The 18242-nt window shown below is 42.1% G+C and carries 17 protein-coding genes and 1 tRNA gene; 13 read left to right on the forward strand and 5 right to left on the reverse strand.

The features are described 5' to 3' along the window. The first annotated feature begins 11 nt into the window (after positions 1-11). Positions 12-269 carry an HPr family phosphocarrier protein gene (locus tag EV579_RS12440; protein WP_024423549.1) on the forward strand — a complete coding sequence of 86 codons (258 nt, stop codon included), beginning with the start codon at positions 12-14 and terminating at the stop codon, positions 267-269. Between the two features lie 38 nt (positions 270-307). Further along, positions 308-1051, forward strand: coding sequence for an arylamine N-acetyltransferase family protein (locus EV579_RS12445; RefSeq protein WP_044334260.1), 744 nt, complete (start codon positions 308-310; stop codon positions 1049-1051). 53 nt (positions 1052-1104) lie between these two features. Here EV579_RS12445 and EV579_RS12450 read toward each other — a convergent pair whose 3' ends face one another. Further along, positions 1105-1593, reverse strand: a complete 489-nt coding sequence (locus EV579_RS12450; protein ID WP_044334262.1) for a ribonuclease — start codon at positions 1591-1593, stop codon at positions 1105-1107. Between the two features lie 177 nt (positions 1594-1770). Further along, positions 1771-2748, reverse strand: coding sequence for a 2-hydroxyacid dehydrogenase (locus EV579_RS12455; protein ID WP_133744534.1), 978 nt, complete (start codon positions 2746-2748; stop codon positions 1771-1773). 553 nt (positions 2749-3301) lie between these two features. On the opposite strand from EV579_RS12455, the gene EV579_RS12460 reads away from it, so the two are divergent. Beyond that, positions 3302-3883, forward strand: coding sequence for a beta-class carbonic anhydrase (locus EV579_RS12460; protein WP_024423545.1), 582 nt, complete (start codon positions 3302-3304; stop codon positions 3881-3883). A gap of 37 nt (positions 3884-3920) precedes the next feature. Continuing rightward, a complete protein-coding gene (locus tag EV579_RS12465; RefSeq protein ID WP_103131650.1) occupies positions 3921-5543 on the forward strand; it encodes a SulP family inorganic anion transporter in 1623 nt (540 codons plus the stop codon). Positions 5544-5570: 27 nt separating this feature from the next. On the opposite strand, the gene EV579_RS12470 is transcribed toward EV579_RS12465, so the two are convergent. Next, positions 5571-5912, reverse strand: coding sequence for a MazG nucleotide pyrophosphohydrolase domain-containing protein (locus EV579_RS12470; protein WP_024423543.1), 342 nt, complete (start codon positions 5910-5912; stop codon positions 5571-5573). A gap of 137 nt (positions 5913-6049) precedes the next feature. Here EV579_RS12470 and EV579_RS12475 point away from each other — a divergent pair, with 137 nt between their 5' ends. Continuing rightward, positions 6050-6628: an LOG family protein gene (locus EV579_RS12475; protein WP_024423542.1), complete on the forward strand. Its 579-nt coding sequence runs from the start codon at positions 6050-6052 to the stop codon at positions 6626-6628. Positions 6629-6686: 58 nt separating this feature from the next. Here the strand turns inward: EV579_RS12475 and clpP are convergent, their stop codons facing one another. Continuing rightward, positions 6687-7283, reverse strand: a complete 597-nt coding sequence (clpP, locus tag EV579_RS12480; RefSeq protein WP_007500118.1) for an ATP-dependent Clp endopeptidase proteolytic subunit ClpP — start codon at positions 7281-7283, stop codon at positions 6687-6689. A 253-nt stretch (positions 7284-7536) separates the two neighbouring features. Here clpP and EV579_RS12485 point away from each other — a divergent pair. From EV579_RS12485 to abc-f, 8 genes are all read left to right on the forward strand, one after another. After that, positions 7537-7612, forward strand: a tRNA-Arg gene (locus tag EV579_RS12485). Positions 7613-8225: 613 nt separating this feature from the next. Beyond that, on the forward strand, positions 8226-9395 hold the full coding sequence (locus EV579_RS12495) for a macrolide family glycosyltransferase (RefSeq protein WP_133744536.1): 1170 nt from the start codon (positions 8226-8228) through the stop codon (positions 9393-9395). A gap of 120 nt (positions 9396-9515) precedes the next feature. Next, positions 9516-11156, forward strand: coding sequence for a nickel ABC transporter substrate-binding protein (gene nikA / locus EV579_RS12500; protein WP_133744537.1), 1641 nt, complete (start codon positions 9516-9518; stop codon positions 11154-11156). A 15-nt stretch (positions 11157-11171) separates the two neighbouring features. Then, complete coding sequence (opp1B, locus tag EV579_RS12505; RefSeq protein ID WP_024423539.1) at positions 11172-12101, forward strand: nickel/cobalt ABC transporter permease; 930 nt, start codon at positions 11172-11174, stop codon at positions 12099-12101. A 5-nt stretch (positions 12102-12106) separates the two neighbouring features. Next, positions 12107-12994, forward strand: coding sequence for a nickel/cobalt ABC transporter permease (gene opp1C / locus EV579_RS12510; protein WP_024423538.1), 888 nt, complete (start codon positions 12107-12109; stop codon positions 12992-12994). Further along, positions 12957-13775, forward strand: coding sequence for an ABC transporter ATP-binding protein (locus tag EV579_RS12515; RefSeq protein ID WP_024423537.1), 819 nt, complete (start codon positions 12957-12959; stop codon positions 13773-13775). Before opp1C ends, EV579_RS12515 begins: the two co-directional genes overlap by 38 nt. Then, positions 13769-14539 (forward strand): ABC transporter ATP-binding protein, encoded by a 771-nt coding sequence (locus tag EV579_RS12520; RefSeq protein WP_024423536.1) that lies wholly within the window; start codon positions 13769-13771, stop codon positions 14537-14539. The genes EV579_RS12515 and EV579_RS12520 overlap by 7 nt, the downstream gene beginning before the upstream one ends. A gap of 332 nt (positions 14540-14871) precedes the next feature. After that, on the forward strand, positions 14872-16431 hold the full coding sequence (abc-f, locus tag EV579_RS12525) for a ribosomal protection-like ABC-F family protein (protein ID WP_208300741.1): 1560 nt from the start codon (positions 14872-14874) through the stop codon (positions 16429-16431). Positions 16432-16647: 216 nt separating this feature from the next. On the opposite strand, the gene EV579_RS12530 is transcribed toward abc-f, so the two are convergent. Beyond that, positions 16648-18057, reverse strand: a complete 1410-nt coding sequence (locus EV579_RS12530; protein ID WP_133744539.1) for a polysaccharide deacetylase family protein — start codon at positions 18055-18057, stop codon at positions 16648-16650. Positions 18058-18242: the final 185 nt, after the last annotated feature.

Below are 18242 nucleotides of genomic sequence, written 5' to 3' on the forward strand. Positions count from 1 at the left end.
AGGCAGATCATATGGTGGAAAAAACGGTCACCATCCAGCTGAAAACAGGCTTGCAGGCACGTCCAGCTGCTTTGTTCGTACAAGAAGCCAATCGCTTTGGTGCTGATATTTTTCTAGAGAAAGATGGGAAAAAAGTCAATGCGAAAAGCATTATGGGTCTCATGAGTCTTGCGATCAGCTCTGGGGTTACTGTCACACTGATTGCAGATGGTGCAGATGAACAAGAAGCCATTGAGGCGTTAACAGATTTTATCAATCAAGAAAACTGAGTCTCTTCAAAGGCTCAGTTTTTTTAGGAGGGAATGTCATGATTCAATCAGCTTTTTTACAGAAGATCGGATATGAAGGCCAGTCCATCACCTTTAAAGACTTGCCTGTATTATTAAAAAAAATGGCCTATACCTTTCCATTCGAAAATAGATCTGTTTTGAACAAACAATCCTACGCTTTGAATCAAGAAGGATTGAAGCAGCATCTTCTTGAAGAAAACAGAGGAGGTCTTTGTTATGATCTCAATCCTCTCTTATACTATGTGTTAAAAGAGGCAGGGCTCTCTGTACAGCTTCTTCAAGGCACAGTGTATAACAAAGAAGCGGATACGTGGGCAATTGATGGCACGCACGTAGCCATCATGTTGAAGCATCACAACGAACGCTTCCTCATTGATGCGGGATTTGGTGTGAATTTACCTCTTCAGCCTGTGCCTTTTACAGGAGATTGGGTGGAAGGAGCGTCAATGAGGTTTCGCGTCAAAGCTGAGGAAACCGAAAAAGGGACACATCTGCTCCAATTAGATAAGGGAGATGGCGCTGAAACAGGCTATGCTTTCACATTGAACGAGGTGGACGAGTCTGTATTAGCCCAAATGAGACACGAGATTTATGAAAATGAATCCTCTCCATTTAACAAAAGACCGCTTGCGTCAAAGCTCACGCCAACAGGACGTGTGATCGTTACTGAGGATCATGTCACCACACATGAACACGAAGAAGTGTCGAAAAAGCCGCTGCCGATTCCTTTTGAGGATTACGTAAAAAAGCTTATACCGTAAACCACCATATGAAAAGACAGCCCCAGATCAAATAGGGCTGTCTTTTTTATTGATTATCGAATACGTGTGAAAGTCGCATAATGGTCTGTTGTTTTGTAAATGAGCCAGTCGCTTGAATACACAAGACGGTCTGCATTGCGGAAGCCTGAAACGTAGTTGATGTCTGCCTCACGCCATGTTCGGCCGCTTGCTGAAGGAAGACGTCCCTCCCGGTTTGAGAAAATATCTCCACCAATGCTTTTACCTGGCGCCACTTCTGCTAGATTTCCCTTTGATGCCACCCATCCGAGAGCACTTGCTTGTGATTTTGTAATGTAGTTATCAGGCAGTCGTTTGTAGCGAATTAAATAATCTGCTACACCATCAAACGTATTAATGACGGCAAGGGTACGCACATCTGGCGTGAGCTGAATAGAAGCAGTTTCAGTTGTGGCTGTTGGTGTAAGAGGTGTTTCTGCATGAGCTTGCTGCGGGACAAATCCAGAAAACAGAATAGTAGCGATCAGAGCGAACATAGTAAAAACCGAACTCAATCTTTTCATCTTCATCCTCCTATTAAGGAAATCGGATGCCGTCCTCTTGATGCTTGTCTAGCTCATATTATAGCACCCGAACATGAAGGAAATGTAAAGAATCAGGATCTTTGCTAAAATGAGTCTTTTCTCCTGATGTCTCCTAAAGAAATAAATAAAAAGACGCAGTTTCTGCGTCTTTTCAGTTCAAGATGAAGCAAGCTCCTTCACAACATCAACAGGCGCCTTCCCATCTATTCCATGAATCACATTATGAATGGCTCGTTTCAGCATGAGATCCCTTGTTGTTTCAGTAGCGGAACCGATGTGAGGAGCTAGGGTGACATTGTTCATCTCTTTGAAAGGATGATCCTCTTGAAGCGGTTCCTGCTCATACACATCAAGACCAGCACCTTTGATCCATCCTTCCTGAAGTGCTTGAATGAGGCTTTTTTCATCCACTGTTTTCCCGCGGGAAATGTTTACAAATAAAGCCGTTTGCTTCATTAACTTCAATTCTCGTTCCCCAATCATATGATATGTTTCCTCGGTCAGCGGTGTAATCAACACGATGATATCAGCTTGTTTTAAAAGATCATCAAGTGCACAATAGACAGCGCCATACGCCGATTCAGCCTTTTCATTCCGGCTTCGGTTATGATAAAGAACATTCATATCAAAACCATGTGCTGCCCGTTTGGCCACTTGTTCTCCGATACGTCCCATGCCAATAATACCGAGCGTTTGGTGATGTACGTCGATGCCAAAGATCTCTTCTTCCTGTACGAATTTCGTCCATTTTCCTTCACGGATAAAACGGTCAAGCTCGGCGATTCTTCGTGCAGAGGAGAGAATGAGCGAAAAGGCAAGGTCAGCCACGGTATGATCGAGCGTATAAGGAGTATGCGTACCAATCACGCCTCTTTGCCTCATCGCTTCTATATCAAAATTGTCATAGCCGACAGAGTTATTGCTCACCACCTTGAGTTTTGGTGCGTGATCTAACAGCTCTTGATCGATTTTTGTTCCAGACGTTAAAAGACCATCAGCGTGCTGCAGCTTCTCAAACAAAATGTCTCTTGGAATAGGGTCTTTGGATTGCCAAACCTCGTATGTACAATGTTCCTTTAGCATTTCCTCAAAAGAGGCAGGTAAGGGTTTGGTGGCAAAAATGTGTGGTGTCACAGTCAATTCGCTCCTTTCACATGGTCATCTTGCTCCTTTTATTATAAAGCAACGATTTCGGCAGAACACGTTTGAATGTTAGCAGCTCAATATTTAATATACTGAAATAACGGTAAAGAAAGACATTTTCTTAGTGAAAAAGTAGATTCTTATGCCATCTGATGCATTTTTTATCTATATAAAAATAAGCTGATAGTAGATGAGACATGTGAAATTGCAAAAATTTACGAGAGATTATCTGACAAACTGGAAAATAGATCGAGACTTTTTGATAGAAAATTTATTATATTTGAAATGTATTAAACGGGATGATCATTTTCTACTAAACCATTTTATTGTCTTTTGGTGTGATGAGAACAATAGATGGAAAACAAACCCGCGAAGCCATTGGGATGCAGCGTAAAATAGAGAAAATGATGATATTTCTTCTCATCGTTTTCTCATTTTTTTCTTTTTTTTCTATCATTTTTCTTCTCTATTCTTGAGAACACAAGAAAGAAAAGGAGGACAGGCACGAGCTTACATTACTTAAAAAAAGATGGGAGATGGCAAAATGGAGTCAAAATTAGAACAGATTCTTCAGCACAATTCAGAGTTTGTGAATGAGAGACATTATGAGCCTTACAAAGCGGGAAAATTTCCTGAGAAAAAACTGGTTATTTTAACGTGCATGGATACCCGTCTTTTGGAATTATTGCCGCAATCTATGGGTCTGCGCAACGGGGATGCAAAAATCATTAAGAATGCAGGCGCCATCGTGACACATCCGTTCGGCAGTGTGATGCGGAGTATCCTGCTAGCTATCTATGAACTAAAGGCAGAGGAAGTATGCATTGTAGGGCATCATGAATGCGGAATGGCAGGTCTTGCGGCGGACCCTTTACTTGAAAAGGCGAAAGCACGCGGAATCGAAGAGAAATGCTTAAGCATTGTGAAAAACTCAGGAGTTGATTTAAAGGGCTGGCTGACAGGCTTTGATTCAGTTGAAGAAAGCGTGGCCCAAAGTGTGAAATTAGTGAAAGAGCATCCACTGATGCCAAGTGATGTGGCAGTTCATGGACTGGTGATTCACCCAGCGACAGGAAAGCTGGATGTCGTAGTGAAAGACAAACAAATTGACCCACAGTATACCTAAATCATCTACACATACTTGAAGGAGGCCAACACATACCATGCGTTTTTATGGAAGATTTGAAGGGTACAATTCATCAAAGTTTAGACGCGATTTAATCGCTGGGCTTGTCGTGGGCGTTGTGGCAATTCCTTTAGGCATGGCATTTGCCATTGCATCTGGTGTCGGACCAGAATATGGATTATACACAGTCATCGTTGCCGGCATTTTGATTTCATTGTTTGGTGGTTCAAAGTATCAGATCGGCGGGCCGACCGGGGCGTTTGTTCCAATTTTATTCGGAATCGTCAGCCAGTACGGTATTGAAAACTTGCTCATTGCCGGTTTTATGGCAGGCTGTATGCTTGTATTATTCGGAATATTCAAACTAGGAAAGCTCATGAAATTTATTCCTCGTCCGGTTATCATCGGTTTTACTGCTGGCATTGCTGTCATTATTTTTTCAGGACAGATTGCCAACTTCCTCGGATTAAAGGGTGTTGAAAAACATGAAAGCTTTTTCCTCAATATGAGAGAAATCGTGGTCCATCTTGGTACCACAAACAGTCTCGCCATTATCACAGCCGTCATCGGGCTCATCGTGATTTTGGCGGCACAAAAATACATTCCCAAAATACCTGGTGCTCTATTAGGTTTATTGGCTTCTACGTTTCTAGCCGTTCTCTTTTTTCAAGGACAAGTTGAAACGATTGGCTCTGCATATGGTGAAATCCCTCGTCAGCTGCCAACCTTCGCTTTTCCTGAATTGACGATTGAAAAAATGATATACCTCCTGCCTCCAGCAATTGTCATTGCGCTTTTAGGCGGCGTGGAATCGATTTTATCCGCAATGGTCGCTGATCATATGAAAGGCTCTAAGCATGACAGCAATAAAGAGCTTGTGGGGCAAGGAATTGCCAATATGGCGGCACCGCTTTTCGGAGGAATTCCAGCGACGGGAGCTATTGCCCGAACGGCCACGAACATAAAAAATGGCGGGGCAAGTCCGATTTCTGGTGTGGTGCATGGCGTTGTCGTCTTGCTGATCTTAATGGTATTTGCGCCGTATGCGTCGATGATTCCACTTGCTGCAATGGCACCGATTTTAATGTTTGTTGCTTGGAATATGAGTGAGAGAAAAGAGTTTATCAATATTTTGAAAGTGAAAAATGCTGATTCGCTTGTACTGGTCGTGACCTTCCTGCTCACAGTGATCGGTGATCTGATTATTGGCGTCACTGCTGGTCTCATTTTAGCATTTATCGCCTTTATCAAAAAAATGAGCCAGACGACCAATATCCATACAAATGTCGCCGTTCCTCAAATGGAAACAGCAGCTGCTTTAGAAAAACAGACAGAGGAGAAAGGGATCAGTATGTATTCCATTGAAGGGCCGCTCTTTTTCGGAACAACAGATTCATTAGAAAATTCGATATTGGATCATGTTCAAACAAAACCGAAAACGCTCATTCTGCTTATGAATAAAGTCAATTATATGGACACATCGGCAGAAGCGGTTCTCATGAATATCTCCAATCGGTTAAAGCATCATAATGGAAAGCTGATGATCGTTGGACTTCAATCACAGCCTAAGGAGCTTTTGCATCGAACAGGTCTATTCCATCATATTGGAAAACAGCATTTCTTTGAACGAACGGATGACATCTCACCACAGCATCTTTAAGGCGTAAAAAAACACGTGACAGCTTGGTCACGTGTTTTTTACTGGCTCTTTTTCTCCAGAAAAACGCTTTGTGAGTTTTTGTTGATGAGCGTTGAAGACCTCTTCTACTGTGACATCATATTGATCCGCTAAAATGAGGAGATTTGCTAAAACATCTCCCATTTCTTCAATGAGTTCTTTCTTCAGCTCAGATGATTCCTGTCTCTGCTCATCAGGCCGGTCTCTTCCGATTTCTATTGCTCTAACAGCGCGAGCGAGTTCTCCCGTTTCTTCCATTAAGAAGCCTAACCGGATAAACGGTCCGTATTCTGTCCAATTTCTCGTTTGATAAAAATACTTGATCCACTTCTCCATCTCAGTTGTTTGCATTCTCTCTATACAGCTCCTTATATGGTGTTCACTCTTTTGATTTTACACTATATATAGAAGAAACGGCTGTTTCTTTACAAATCATTATAGTAGAATGAGTGGGTGAAGAAATCATAGAGAGAGATGGGGCTGTTTTGATGAAAACGATTTGTGTGTTTGCTGGTTCGAATCCAGGTGTAAATGATGTCTACAAACAAAAGGCTGTAGAGCTGGGTGCTTATATGGCGAAGCAGGGCATTCGTCTTGTTTATGGCGGGTCGCGTATTGGGTTAATGGGCGCGATTGCCGATGAGGTCATGAGACATGGCGGGCAAGTGATCGGAGTCATGCCTAAGGGGCTTTTTAGAGGAGAAGTCGTGCATCAAGAGCTGACAGAGCTAATTGAGGTAACAGGCATGCATGAACGAAAAGCGAAAATGAGCGAGCTGGCCGATGGGTTTATTGCGATGCCAGGCGGCTTTGGTACATATGAAGAATTATTTGAGGTGCTGTGCTGGGCACAAATCGGCATCCATCAAAAGCCGATTGGATTGTATCAAGTAAATGACTACTTCAATCCGCTCATAGACATGGTGAAATTCAGTGTACATGAAGGTTTTTCGAATGAATCACATCTTCAATTGTTACATGCTTCGTGTGAACCGGAGGAATTAATCACGCAGATGGCTTCTTATCAAACACCGTCTCTTCAGCAGAAATGGACGGAGCTGTCTTAAAGTAGGATTAAAACAAAAAACCGTCTGTTCAAGGAGCAGACGGTTTGTGTTGTGATCATTATTTTTGTTCTTCTGTATTACGGGTCAAGACTTTGTCAATGAGTCCGTATTGAAGTGCTTCTTCCGCTGTTTTGAAGTTGTCACGATCTGTATCGCGCTCAATGACTTCAATTGGCTGACCAGTACGTTCAGCAAGTACTTGGTTCAGTTTATCGCGTAAAGAAAGGATTCGTTTTGCCGCAATTTCAATTTCTGTTGCTTGACCTTGGGCACCGCCTAGTGGTTGGTGAATCATGACTTCACTGTTTGGAAGAGCATAACGCTTACCTTTTTCACCAGCAGCAAGCAGGAACGCACCCATAGATGCAGCCATACCAATACAAATAGTTGATACCTTTGGTTTAATAAATTGCATCGTATCGTAAATGGCCATACCAGCTGTGATTGAACCGCCAGGGCTGTTAATGTAGATAGAAATATCTTTTTCTGGATCTTCAGCTTCTAAGAAAAGCAGCTGTGACACGATGGAGTTGGCAACATTGTCATCGATCGCAGAACCAAGCATGATAATACGGTCTTTTAAAAGACGAGAATAAATGTCGTAAGCTCTTTCCCCACGATTTGTTTGCTCAATGACTGTAGGTATTAAATTCATAATGTTCCTCCTTCACCTTTTAGGTAAGTATGTAATTCAATGATACATTTTTGGTCAATAAAGGTCAAACAAAACGCTGACCTAAATTCAAATACCCGTATCCATTTTCCCCAAAATCATTCCACTTCAAACCAGCATATTATTCTATGTATCCAAAAGAAGAAAATACATCATCAAGACGAATGATTAATCATTGCTTTCTTGCAGCATTTCCCTTATAATTTGATATGCTGACGTTCAAAAAACATATCGTGCGCTCGTAGCTCAGTTGGATAGAGCGGTGGTTTCCGGTACCACGTCTGCCGGGGGTTCGAATCCCTCCGAGCGCGTATCTGACCTTGCTTACGATGTTAAAGGTCTGTCATGAACCCCTCTTCATATGGAGAGGGGTTTTTGTGTTCATTCGGGTTTATCGTTCACTAGGGTGAGGGAAGTGAAAAAATGATCTGGTTGCAAGCCAGCAACATCTATCCGAATATAATAAAATAACCCCCATTCTTAACATAAGAGTGGGGTTATTGCTATAAAGGAGTTATCTGCCTTTCTGGCCTTTCCTGTAAATAGCCGCAGGTATAATTGTAAGGAGAACAATGATAAATCCAATCACGGATACAGTATTTTTTATTGTATTGTCATTCACAGTGAAGTTTGTCACGATCATTGCCGCTAGACAAAGAATGATAATTAAATAACTGTATTTCTCCAAGAATTTCACAAAATATCCCTCCAATATGAAGCTGAAAATAATATTATGACTAATTATACAAGAATAAATAATAAAGGGTTATATTGGATGTTTGCTCGTAGAAGGCGTTATGTTCATGTCCCTCCATGAAATACTGGACGTAAGACTCATTTCTTCCCTTTTCAGGCGTATTTGTTGAGCCAGTTCGCTGTATATGATTAACATGGAAGGGAATTGACAATGAGGAGGGATTTCTTGTGGCGAAGATTTTATTGATTACATTTCCAGCTGAAGGACATGTGAACCCTATGTTAGGAATGATCAAAGCATGGGCGGAGCGAGGCGATGAAGTGCATGCGGTCACAACTGTACATTATGAGGAACGGATCAAACGCTTAGGCGCTCACGTACATATACATCCAGACTATATTCGGACATTACATGTGGAAGAAGGAGATTTAGATTCTATGCAGCCGTTCTTTCATGCCATGCTGCAAACATCATATGATATTTTAGAGGTGGTGGAAACACTTTCCGAGAATCATTCATTTGAATTGGTTTACTTTGATATGTTTGGGGCAGGGGAGCTTGTTCGAGATTATTTGCACATTCCGAGCATTGGGTCCAACCCATCTTTTGTGCTGCAAGAGGCGCATTTTGATACACCGCTATACAGAAAGGATGAGAAAGCCGATCATCTGTTAGAAAAAATACAAGAGCGTTTTGGCGTTCAGCCAACGCGTTTGATGCAATTTATGAAAAACCGTGGAGAACTGAATATCGTCTATACAAGTGAATATTTCCAGCCTTCTGTTGATTCATTAAACGATTCGTTTGTTTTCATTGGACCGAGCTTTTTAAAAAGAGCCGACCAGCATGATTTCCCGCTGGAAGCACTTGAGCAAGAAAAAGTCGTTTTTATTTCCATGGGCACCGTTCTTGGGGATACAGAAGCATTTTTTAATATGTGTATAGATGCTTTCGAAGACTTTGACGGAAAAGTGATTATCGCAACAGGTGAAAAAGTAAATCGTTCTCTCTTAAAAGAGGCGCCTGCTCATTTTCTGATTGAGCCTTATGTGCCGCAGCTTGAAGTGCTCGAACTGACAGATGTATTTGTAACGCACGGCGGGATGAATAGTGTCAATGAAGGTATTCATTACCACGTTCCGATGGTCGTCATTCCAGTCGATAAAGATCAGCCGATGGTGGCACAAAGACTGACCGAATTATCTGCTGCCTGTACACTTGATAAAGATCAGCTGACACCAAAGCAGCTAAGAGAAACTGTTGAGAAGGTTTTAGGCAGTGACACGTACCGTGCGGGGATTGAGAAAATTGAAGAAAGCTTCCAAGCAGCAGGTGGAACAGAAAAAGCATTAAAGGTGATTGACCAATTTATACAAGCGAAACAGACTCAATCATGAGTCTGTTTTTTTTATGAAAAGACGTTGTATTTCCCATTTCTGTATGCTAATATTCAATTCGTAATCATTTCGATTAATAATCGTAATGATTACGATAATGTTGAATTGGGGGAAGTACATATGAGTGATCAACCTGTTTACATAAAGAAGAAATATGAGAAAAGGCATCCCTACGTGTCATACACCTTGATGCTGTTTTCAGTGATGGCTTGTTTTTTATTGGCCTCATGCTCTGAAAACAAAGCATCCTCCAGCAATGATAGAGAAGAAGATGAGCTCGTGTATGCAAGTACAAAAGATATCAGGGACATCAATCCTCATCTATACGGTGGAGAGATGGCTGCTCAAAATATGGTGTTTGAATCGCTTGTCGTCAATACAGAGAAGGGCGTTCAGCCTGCCTTAGCGAAAAGCTGGGACATATCAAATGATGGAAGGACCTATACCTTTCATCTTCGAAAAGGTGTGACTTTTTCAGATGGTGAGCCTTTTAATGCAAAGGCAGTGAAATTGAATATTGATGCTGTTGTCAAAAATATTGAAAAGAACGCTTGGCTTAATCTCGTATCTGAAATCAAATCCACAAAGGCGGTAGATGACGATACATTTGTTCTCACGTTGAAAGAGCCTTATTATCCTACGTTAGAAGAGCTGGGCTTAACACGCCCCTTCCGTTTTATTTCTCCAAAAAGCTTCATTGATGGAACGACTGCAAAAGGAGTTAAAAGCTATGCAGGTACAGGTCCTTATGTGCTAAAGGAACATAAGAAAAATCAATATGCCGTTTTTGAAATGAATGATCACTATTGGGGGCAAAAGCCGAAAATTTCAACTGTGAAATGGAAAGTCATGCCGGATCACCAAACCATCTTACTTGCGCTTCAAAAAGGAGAGATTGATCTTTTATTTGGAGCAGATGGTGACATGATTGATGGAGACTCATTCCAGGCTTTAAAAGAAGCAGGGCAATATGGTGTCACCGTGAGCCCTCCTGTTGGTTCAAGATCGATTGTGATTAATTCAAACCAGCCAATCACAAAAGATCCGAAAATAAGAGAAGCTTTTCAATACGCCATTCAAAAGGACATGATCACTGAAGGCATTTTAAATGGAACGGAAAAGGTGGCACACACATTGCTTGCTCCTTCTGTCCCATACGCAGATATTCCACTGAAAAAGAAAACTTATCAAAAGAAGAAAGCAGAGGAAATATTGGATGAGGCAGGCTGGAGGATGAAAGAAGACGGGTATCGCTATCAAAATGGCAAACTGCTGAGTGTGGCTATTTACTATAATTCCGATAATGCAGGGGAAAGAACGATCAGTGAATCGATTCAACAAGATTTCAAGCAGGTGGGGATCAAGCTGGATATTAGAGGAGAAGAAAAACAGGCATTCTTAGATCGCCAAAAAACAGGAAAGTTCGATCTGATGTACTCGCTGTCTTGGGGGCTTCCTTATGATCCACAAACTTATGTCTCTTCATTCCGTGTAGCATCCCATGCTGATTATCAAGCTCAATTAGGACTGAAAAAGAAAAAGTGGCTGGACGAGACGATTACGGAAGTATTAGTAGAACCAGATGAGCAAAAGCGGAAACAAATGTATCAAGAAATATTGACGTATATCCATGATGAAAATGTTTACCTCCCAATCTCTTATTCTGTGACAAAGGCTGTTTATAATAAGCGCCTGAAAGGCGTAGGTTTTCATGTGTCTCAGTATGAAATCCCATTTGACCGTATGTATTTTGCGTCATAAAACGGAGGCAGAGACATGACTCGCTATCTCTTAAAACGAATACTGATGCTTTTTCCGCTTATGATCTTTATCACCTTCTTTGCTTTTGTACTGCTGACGATGCGGGCAAGTGATCCAGCAGAGGTCGCTTTGCGGGTGAATCAAGTCACTCCAACAGAAGAAATGATTGAATCGATGCGGCAGGAGTTAGGCTTAGACCAGCCATTTTTCATCCGCTATGCCACATGGCTTAAAAATGGATTAACAGGTGATTTTGGCAGGAGCTATGTCACTCAGGAGCCCGTTTTTGATCTTATCATGGAGGCGCTGCCTGCGACATTGCAGCTTGCAGGAGCAGCGCTCTTTTTTATCATAGTGCTCAGTTTATTGTTCGGGGTGATCTGTGCATATGCTGCTCACACTTGGGTGGATCGTTTATTGAGAGCCTTTGTGTTTATCGCCGCTTCAATGCCTAGTTTTTGGCTGGGGATTTTGTTGATTTGGCTTTTTTCTGTCAAATTCAATTGGGTTAATACGAGTGGAATGGAAGGGTTCAAATCGATTCTTCTTCCAGCTGTCACATTATCATTAGGCTACTTATCGACCTATGTGAGACTCATACGTAATCAAATTCTAAAATTTCAGCACGAGCCCTTTGTTTTTTATGCAAGAGCACGTGGTTTAAAGGAACGAACTGTTCAACTGAAAGTCATGAGGCATGCCCTGCAATTAGCGGTAACAGCACTTGGCATGTCTATTCCAAAGCTCATTGCGGGAACTGTCATTATTGAGAACCTTTTTGCTTGGCCAGGGGTTGGCCGGTTGTGTATAACTGCTATTTTCCATGCTGACTTCCCTATTATTCAAGCCTATTTGTTTGTGATGGGGTTCCTGTTTGTTATGTGCAATCTCATCGCTGATATGCTGCAAATGACCATGAATCCGCAATTGCGAAAGGAGGTATGACAACAATGATAGGGTGGCATCAATTAAGAAAAGACCGTATGGCGATTCTTTCAATCTGGCTGTTAGCGCTTGTCGCATTAGCTGGACTGTTTGCTCCAATGTTAGCACCACATGACCCAACAAATACGAACATTCTTCAAAAATATGCCGGTATCAGTCTTACTTACCCACTCGGAACGGATCATCTAGGGAGATGTGTATTATCGAGGCTTTTATATGGCATTCGGACAACAATGCTTGCAGCTATGCTGACGATGTGTATCACGATGCTCATTGGCAGCGCACTTGGACTCATGGCAGGCTTCTTTCGAGGAAAGGTGGATGGGGTTTTGATGAGGCTGTGTGATGTCATGCTGTCCTTTCCAGCAGAGGTGATGATTCTTGCGGTTGTGGGAATACTCGGACCTGGACTATTCAATATTATTTTGGCCAATGTCCTAGCGAAATGGGCCTGGTATACAAGAATGATTCGTTCGTCTGTCCTTCAATATGCGAATGAACCTTCTGTTCAATTTGCAAAGGTGACTGGCGGCAAACCCTTTTACATATTGAGGAGACATCTATTTCCTCGCATCTCAGGAGAAATTGCTGTTTTTGCGACACTTGATGCGGGCTGGGTGATCTTAAATATATCAGCACTGTCTTTTCTTGGATTAGGTGTGAGTGCACCTACACCAGAATGGGGCATGATGCTCAATGAGGCGAAGAATGTCATGGTGACACATCCAGCCCATATGCTTGCGCCTGGACTTGCCATCTTGTTTGTGGTCATGGCATTGAGCTTTTTAGGAGACAGCCTTCAGCATGCCGCGAATCCTGCCATGCATCATACCAGAAAGAAAGGGGTGAGGCCATTTGCCTTTAATCGACGTAAAAAATCTGTCCGTACATGATCCACAGCAGCAAAAGAATATAGTGACGAATATCACATTTTCTTTACATCAACAACGCTGTTTAGCCGTCATTGGAGAAAGTGGCAGTGGAAAATCAACTGTCGCCAAAGCGTTAATTGATCTTGTCGCCCCTTCGCTAGAAGTGGAAGGAACGATTATTTTTGACGGCAAAACATTAACAAATCAAGAAGCGCACCAATGGCGGGGGAAACGAATAGGTTTCATCTCACAGGATGTCATGAATGCATTCAATCCTATCGAAACGATAGGTCATCAAATGGTGGAAACATTTCAGCAGCATTTGGGCTTACGAGGGAAAGAAGGGAAAGCACATGCTATGGCTGGGCTTACACGTGTTCATTTAAAAAATCCATATGATTTGATGAAAAAATATCCGTATGAACTGTCTGGAGGAATGCTTCAGCGTGTGATGATTGGCATCACGATGATGCTTTCTCCAGACATGATCATTGCAGACGAGCCAACTGCATCGCTTGATGCCTTTAATCGGCGTGAAGTCATCAGACAATTACACAGTCTAAAGGAAGAAACGGGTGTTACCTTAATCGTCATAACGCATGATCTAGGCGTCGTTCAGGAAATCGCTGATGAATTGATGGTTATGCACCAAGGAGTAATGCTTGAGCATGGGTCAGCCAAGGAATTGTTCACATCACCCGAGCATCCCCAAACAAAGCAATTACTTGAGACGAGGCTTCGATTATCTGCCCCTGCTGAAGCACTGCGGCAGCAGAAGAGAGTGGAGGCGTTTCCATGTTGATCACAGCTTTCGATCTAGTCAAACACGGTGAGAAGAAAGGTCTTTTTTCAAAACAAAAGAAACCAAAAGACCGCATATCAAATGTTTCGTTTCAAATCGAAAAAGGACAATGTGCCGGATTAGTCGGTGAGAGCGGCAGTGGCAAAAGTACATTGGCACGTATCCTGCTCGGTTTAGAAAAAATAGATGGAGGCGAGGTACAAATTGATGGTATGACAGCTGACAAATGGCGGAGGGTGAATCGGGGGAAAATGAGTGTTGTCTTTCAAGATTATCTATCTTCTGTTCATCCCTCCTTTACGGTGAAAGAGATCATAGCAGAACCGATGCGTTTGTTAAAGCAGAATCAGAATATGGATCAGAAGGTTTTGTCATTACTTGAGCAAGTCAGACTGCCCTCGTCTGTGCTGAATCAATATGCTCATCAGCTAAGCGGCGGTCAGCTCCAGCGAGTGTGCATCGCACGAGCTATATCAACGCACCCAGCCATTCTTATACTAGATGAAGTCTTGAGTTCACTGGATGTCTCTGTTCAAGTACAAATATTGGATCTGCTTATGACATTAAAACAAGAGCTAGACATGACCATGCTTCTCATTACTCATGATGTAGAAGCAGCGGTGTATCTATGTGACCACCTTCTATTTTTACATGAAGGAAGCCTAGTGGAAGAATGCAAAAAGGACGAACTGTTTGAAGTGTCCCATCCATTTACACTCCAGTTAATCGACTCACTTATGCCATTTCAGCTTGACAAAAAATAACCAATCTTTTATCGTATACGTAACAAACGACGGAAGGGTGACCCAATGCAATGAAGTACTAATCCTATGACCTGTAAGCAAAATGAACGAACGAAGGCAGTGAGCAAACGATCAGTTTGCCATGTTTGCTGCGTTTTCATTTTTTAGCTTCGGAATAGGATGGTACAGCTTGGGAATCAAAGAATGAGATGATTGATACGTGGGATGTGTGCGTTCAAATAGGAACGGCACACCATACTGGATCAATCCGCTTATTTTTGTACACCATTTTGCCTCCTATTCTGAGAATGGGAGGCTTTTTCATGTCTCCTGATACGAAAGGAGAGGATTGGATGTTACTAAAAGCCAATCAGTTAAAGGTATTTCGAAAAGATCGCTTGTTATTTGATATTGAGGAGCTAGCCATCCATCAAGGTGATCGCATTGGTCTTGTAGGGACAAATGGCAGCGGAAAAACGACTTTATTGCATGTGCTGGCAGGACAGGAAACACCAGACAGCGGCACGGTTGCCGCCACAGCGGTCTGTACGCTGCTTCCTCAATTGAAACAAGGAGACGGCAGACAGAGTGGCGGTGAAATGACCCAAACTTATATTGAAAGAGCATTAAGCCGGCCGTCTGCCCTTTTATTAGCAGATGAACCGACCACTCATTTGGATACAGAGCATATTGAGTGGCTGGAAGATAAGCTGCGTCATTATCAAGGAGCTCTCATTGTTGTTTCACATGATCGTGCTTTTTTAGATGCAATATGTACGGAGATTTGGGAACTGGATCATGGGAAGCTTCATCATTACAAAGGCAATTACACACATTTTGCACAGCAAAAAGAGCTGGCGCATCGTCAGCAGGTGGAAGCGTATGAAGCCTATACACAAAAGAAAAAACAGTTAGAGCATGCACTTGAAAAGAAAAAGAAAAAGGCGGACAAAGCGACAAAGCCCTCCCAAAAGGTGAAATCCTCAGGACCTAAAATTGCAAAGCCCTACTATGCAAATAAGCAAAAAAAACTGCAAAAAACAGCCAAATCCATTGAAACAAGGATGGAGAAATTAGAAAAGGTTGAGAAGGTAAAGGACATTCAGCCCATTCAAATGACTCAGCATACGATGAAGGAAACAGCAAGCCGTACCATTTTGAGAGTGGAAAATGTAGATGGCAAGGCGGGAGATAAAGTGCTTTGGAGGCAGGCGAATGTGGAAGTGAGGGGCGGAGACAAGGTTGCCATTATCGGAAAAAACGGGAGCGGCAAAACGACATTTCTCCGTATGTTAGTGAATGGAGACCCCGGCGTTACTCGTTCAGAGGCTGTCAAGCTAGCCTATTTTCGTCAGGATCTGTCAGGATTGAAGGTAGATGAATCGATTTTACAAAATGCGCTGAAAGAGGCAGTTCAAGATGAGACAGTGGTTCGAACGGTTTTGGCGAGACTAGGATTTAGAGGGGATGATGTGCACAAGCCTGTTGAGGTTTTAAGCGGGGGAGAACGGGTGAAGACGATGCTTGCGTCCTTACTCGTCAGTGATGCCAATGTTCTCATGCTGGATGAACCGACGAACTTTTTAGATCTGGCGGCAGTTGAAGCACTTGAAGGTCTATTGAAGGATTACCCAGGTACCGTTGTGTTTGTTTCCCACGATCGCAGGCTGATTGAAGAGGTTGCCACTCGTATTTTCCATATTCATGAGGAACGTATTGAAGGATTTGACGGCACATATGAAGCCTATAAACAAAAGGAAGAAAAACCAGCTGTGACAAATAGAGAAGAGGAGCTTCTGTTAATTGATATGCAGCTGTCTGAAGTGCTCAGCCGTTTAAGTATTGAGCCGTCGCAAGAGCTTGAAGAGACATTTCAAGCATTATTGAAACAAAAAAAGTCTTTGGAGTCGTAAAAGAAAACCCCTGTTTACTCTACAGGGGTTTCAGCGTGTAGACAAACCCTCGCATTCGTTGTCAGTCCTGCGTGCCGGTGCTCACGAATGCTCAATTCGCTCCGCTCCGGTACTCGTCCTTCCTAGACTTCAAAGGTTTTCTATCACGCTGAAAAGAAGACAAAGAGCTAAAATAAAGATCATTTTACCCCTTTGTCAACAATCTAAAACCCCTGTTTACTCGACAGGGGTTTGTTCATGTCGTTCTTTTTTTAATTGTTCAAGTTCACTCACTGTGACGAGCTGGTAGCCTTGTTTGGTGAGTTCATGAATGATCTTTACGGCAGCTTGGGCTGAGCTTTCATAAATATCGTGCATTAACACTGTTCTGCCATCGGCTGCATGTGAGAGAACGCGGTTTGTGATTTGCTGGCTGTTGCGGATTTTCCAATCCTCTGGATCAACATCCCACAAAGTGACCTTCATCCCAATTGCATGATTGATATCTTGATTTGTACCGCCATATGGCGGTCTAAAGTGCGTAGGTGTATATCCGCTCGCTTTCTCAATCAGCTGCTGGGTGTCCTTCACTTGTTTGACCGCTTCATCTAAAGGCAGTCTTGTTAATAAAGGGTGATTGTAGGAATGGTTTCCGATCTCATTCCCGCCTTTTAAAATATCGGCAAGCATTCCAGGGTAATATTGCACCCTGCTGCCTAATACGAAAAAGGTAGCATGTCCTTTATTTGCCTTCAGCGCATCTAAAATTTTTGAGGTTGTCGCTGGATTCGGTCCATCATCAAATGTGAGTGCGATGGCTTTTTTATTCGGGTCAAGCTTTGATTTTTGCGGCAGCTTGACGGCTTTTCTTTTTGGATTCGGTTCTTTCATTTCATTTTTATTTTTCAGTTTATCCATATATTCTGGCTTTAATATGTCCTTCAGCAATGTCTTTTTGATCGCTAGTGTTTGCGGACCAAGATCCTCTGCGGCTACTTGAGATGCAGGGAAATAAAATTCTACATATTTGTCTTTTAAGGCAAATTGACTGAAGTTTTGAGCATCAGGGGCTGTTCCTTTTTGAAGGAGAGGCTGATCCTTAGATAAGGTTTTGTCCTTCCGAAGCTCTGTATATGTAATATAGGATAATTTCTTTAAATAATTGGTTTTAGACAGAAATAGATCTTTTGTGTCAAGAAAGGTTTTTTTCTGAAAATCAAAGTTAATCGTGAGATGATTGGTGGTTCCATTTTGCTGGCCAGTATACGTATAGGTCGTAAAACGAATGGCAGCAGACTGCTTTGCATAGTGCACCATTTCATAATCAATATTCAGTTCATAGCGTTTATGTTCATCGATATCCTTTGCTTCACTGAATGTTTTTTTGAAATGCTCTAATGCCGAATTGGCATAGCTTTGAATCTTGTCATCTAGCTCTTTTTGATGAAAAAGAGGATAGTTGACTGCATATCTCATAAATTTCCCGTCATTTACGAGAGTGACAATTTCTACGTTTTTATAGTTCGTATCCTGCTTTACATTTTTCTTCTCTGTACCGCTTGCTTGTTGATTTTGAAAGAAAGCAACTGCTCCAATGACGACTGCAAGCGCAAATAGGACGATACTCCATTTTCCCTTTACTGACACAACTTTCAAATCTCCTCTCATGACGGGTCATTCTTTATTAGTTTGACATCTGTTTGTAATATTTTTATAACATTTGACTTACTTTTGTAATTTTAGGGGATATTCATGCGAAATGTCAACTATTTTCCTATTAAACTATGAGAAAAAATGATAGGCCGTTCTGAGCGGCAAAAAGAAATCTCCCC

The sequence above is a fragment of the Bacillus sp. BK450 genome (genome assembly GCF_004364885.1).
GTDB classification, from domain to species: domain Bacteria; phylum Bacillota; class Bacilli; order Bacillales; family Bacillaceae; genus Bacillus; species Bacillus safensis.

Excerpts from the sequence above, each read along its gene's own strand:
- EV579_RS12445 (WP_044334260.1), top strand. The coding sequence starts at position 308 with ATGATTCAATCAGCTTTTTTACAGAAGATCGGATATGAAGGCCAGTCC.
- opp1C (WP_024423538.1), top strand. The coding sequence starts at position 12,107 with ATGATAGGGTGGCATCAATTAAGAAAAGACCGTATGGCGATTCTTTCA.
- EV579_RS12520 (WP_024423536.1), top strand. The coding sequence starts at position 13,769 with ATGTTGATCACAGCTTTCGATCTAGTCAAACACGGTGAGAAGAAAGGT.
- opp1B (WP_024423539.1), top strand. The coding sequence starts at position 11,172 with ATGACTCGCTATCTCTTAAAACGAATACTGATGCTTTTTCCGCTTATG.
- abc-f (WP_208300741.1), top strand. The coding sequence starts at position 14,872 with ATGTTACTAAAAGCCAATCAGTTAAAGGTATTTCGAAAAGATCGCTTG.
- EV579_RS12475 (WP_024423542.1), top strand. The coding sequence starts at position 6,050 with ATGAAAACGATTTGTGTGTTTGCTGGTTCGAATCCAGGTGTAAATGAT.
- EV579_RS12450 (WP_044334262.1), bottom strand. The coding sequence starts at position 1,593 with ATGAAAAGATTGAGTTCGGTTTTTACTATGTTCGCTCTGATCGCTACT.
- EV579_RS12460 (WP_024423545.1), top strand. The coding sequence starts at position 3,302 with ATGGAGTCAAAATTAGAACAGATTCTTCAGCACAATTCAGAGTTTGTG.
- nikA (WP_133744537.1), top strand. The coding sequence starts at position 9,516 with ATGAGTGATCAACCTGTTTACATAAAGAAGAAATATGAGAAAAGGCAT.
- EV579_RS12470 (WP_024423543.1), bottom strand. The coding sequence starts at position 5,912 with ATGCAAACAACTGAGATGGAGAAGTGGATCAAGTATTTTTATCAAACG.
- clpP (WP_007500118.1), bottom strand. The coding sequence starts at position 7,283 with ATGAATTTAATACCTACAGTCATTGAGCAAACAAATCGTGGGGAAAGA.
- EV579_RS12465 (WP_103131650.1), top strand. The coding sequence starts at position 3,921 with ATGCGTTTTTATGGAAGATTTGAAGGGTACAATTCATCAAAGTTTAGA.
- EV579_RS12440 (WP_024423549.1), top strand. The coding sequence starts at position 12 with ATGGTGGAAAAAACGGTCACCATCCAGCTGAAAACAGGCTTGCAGGCA.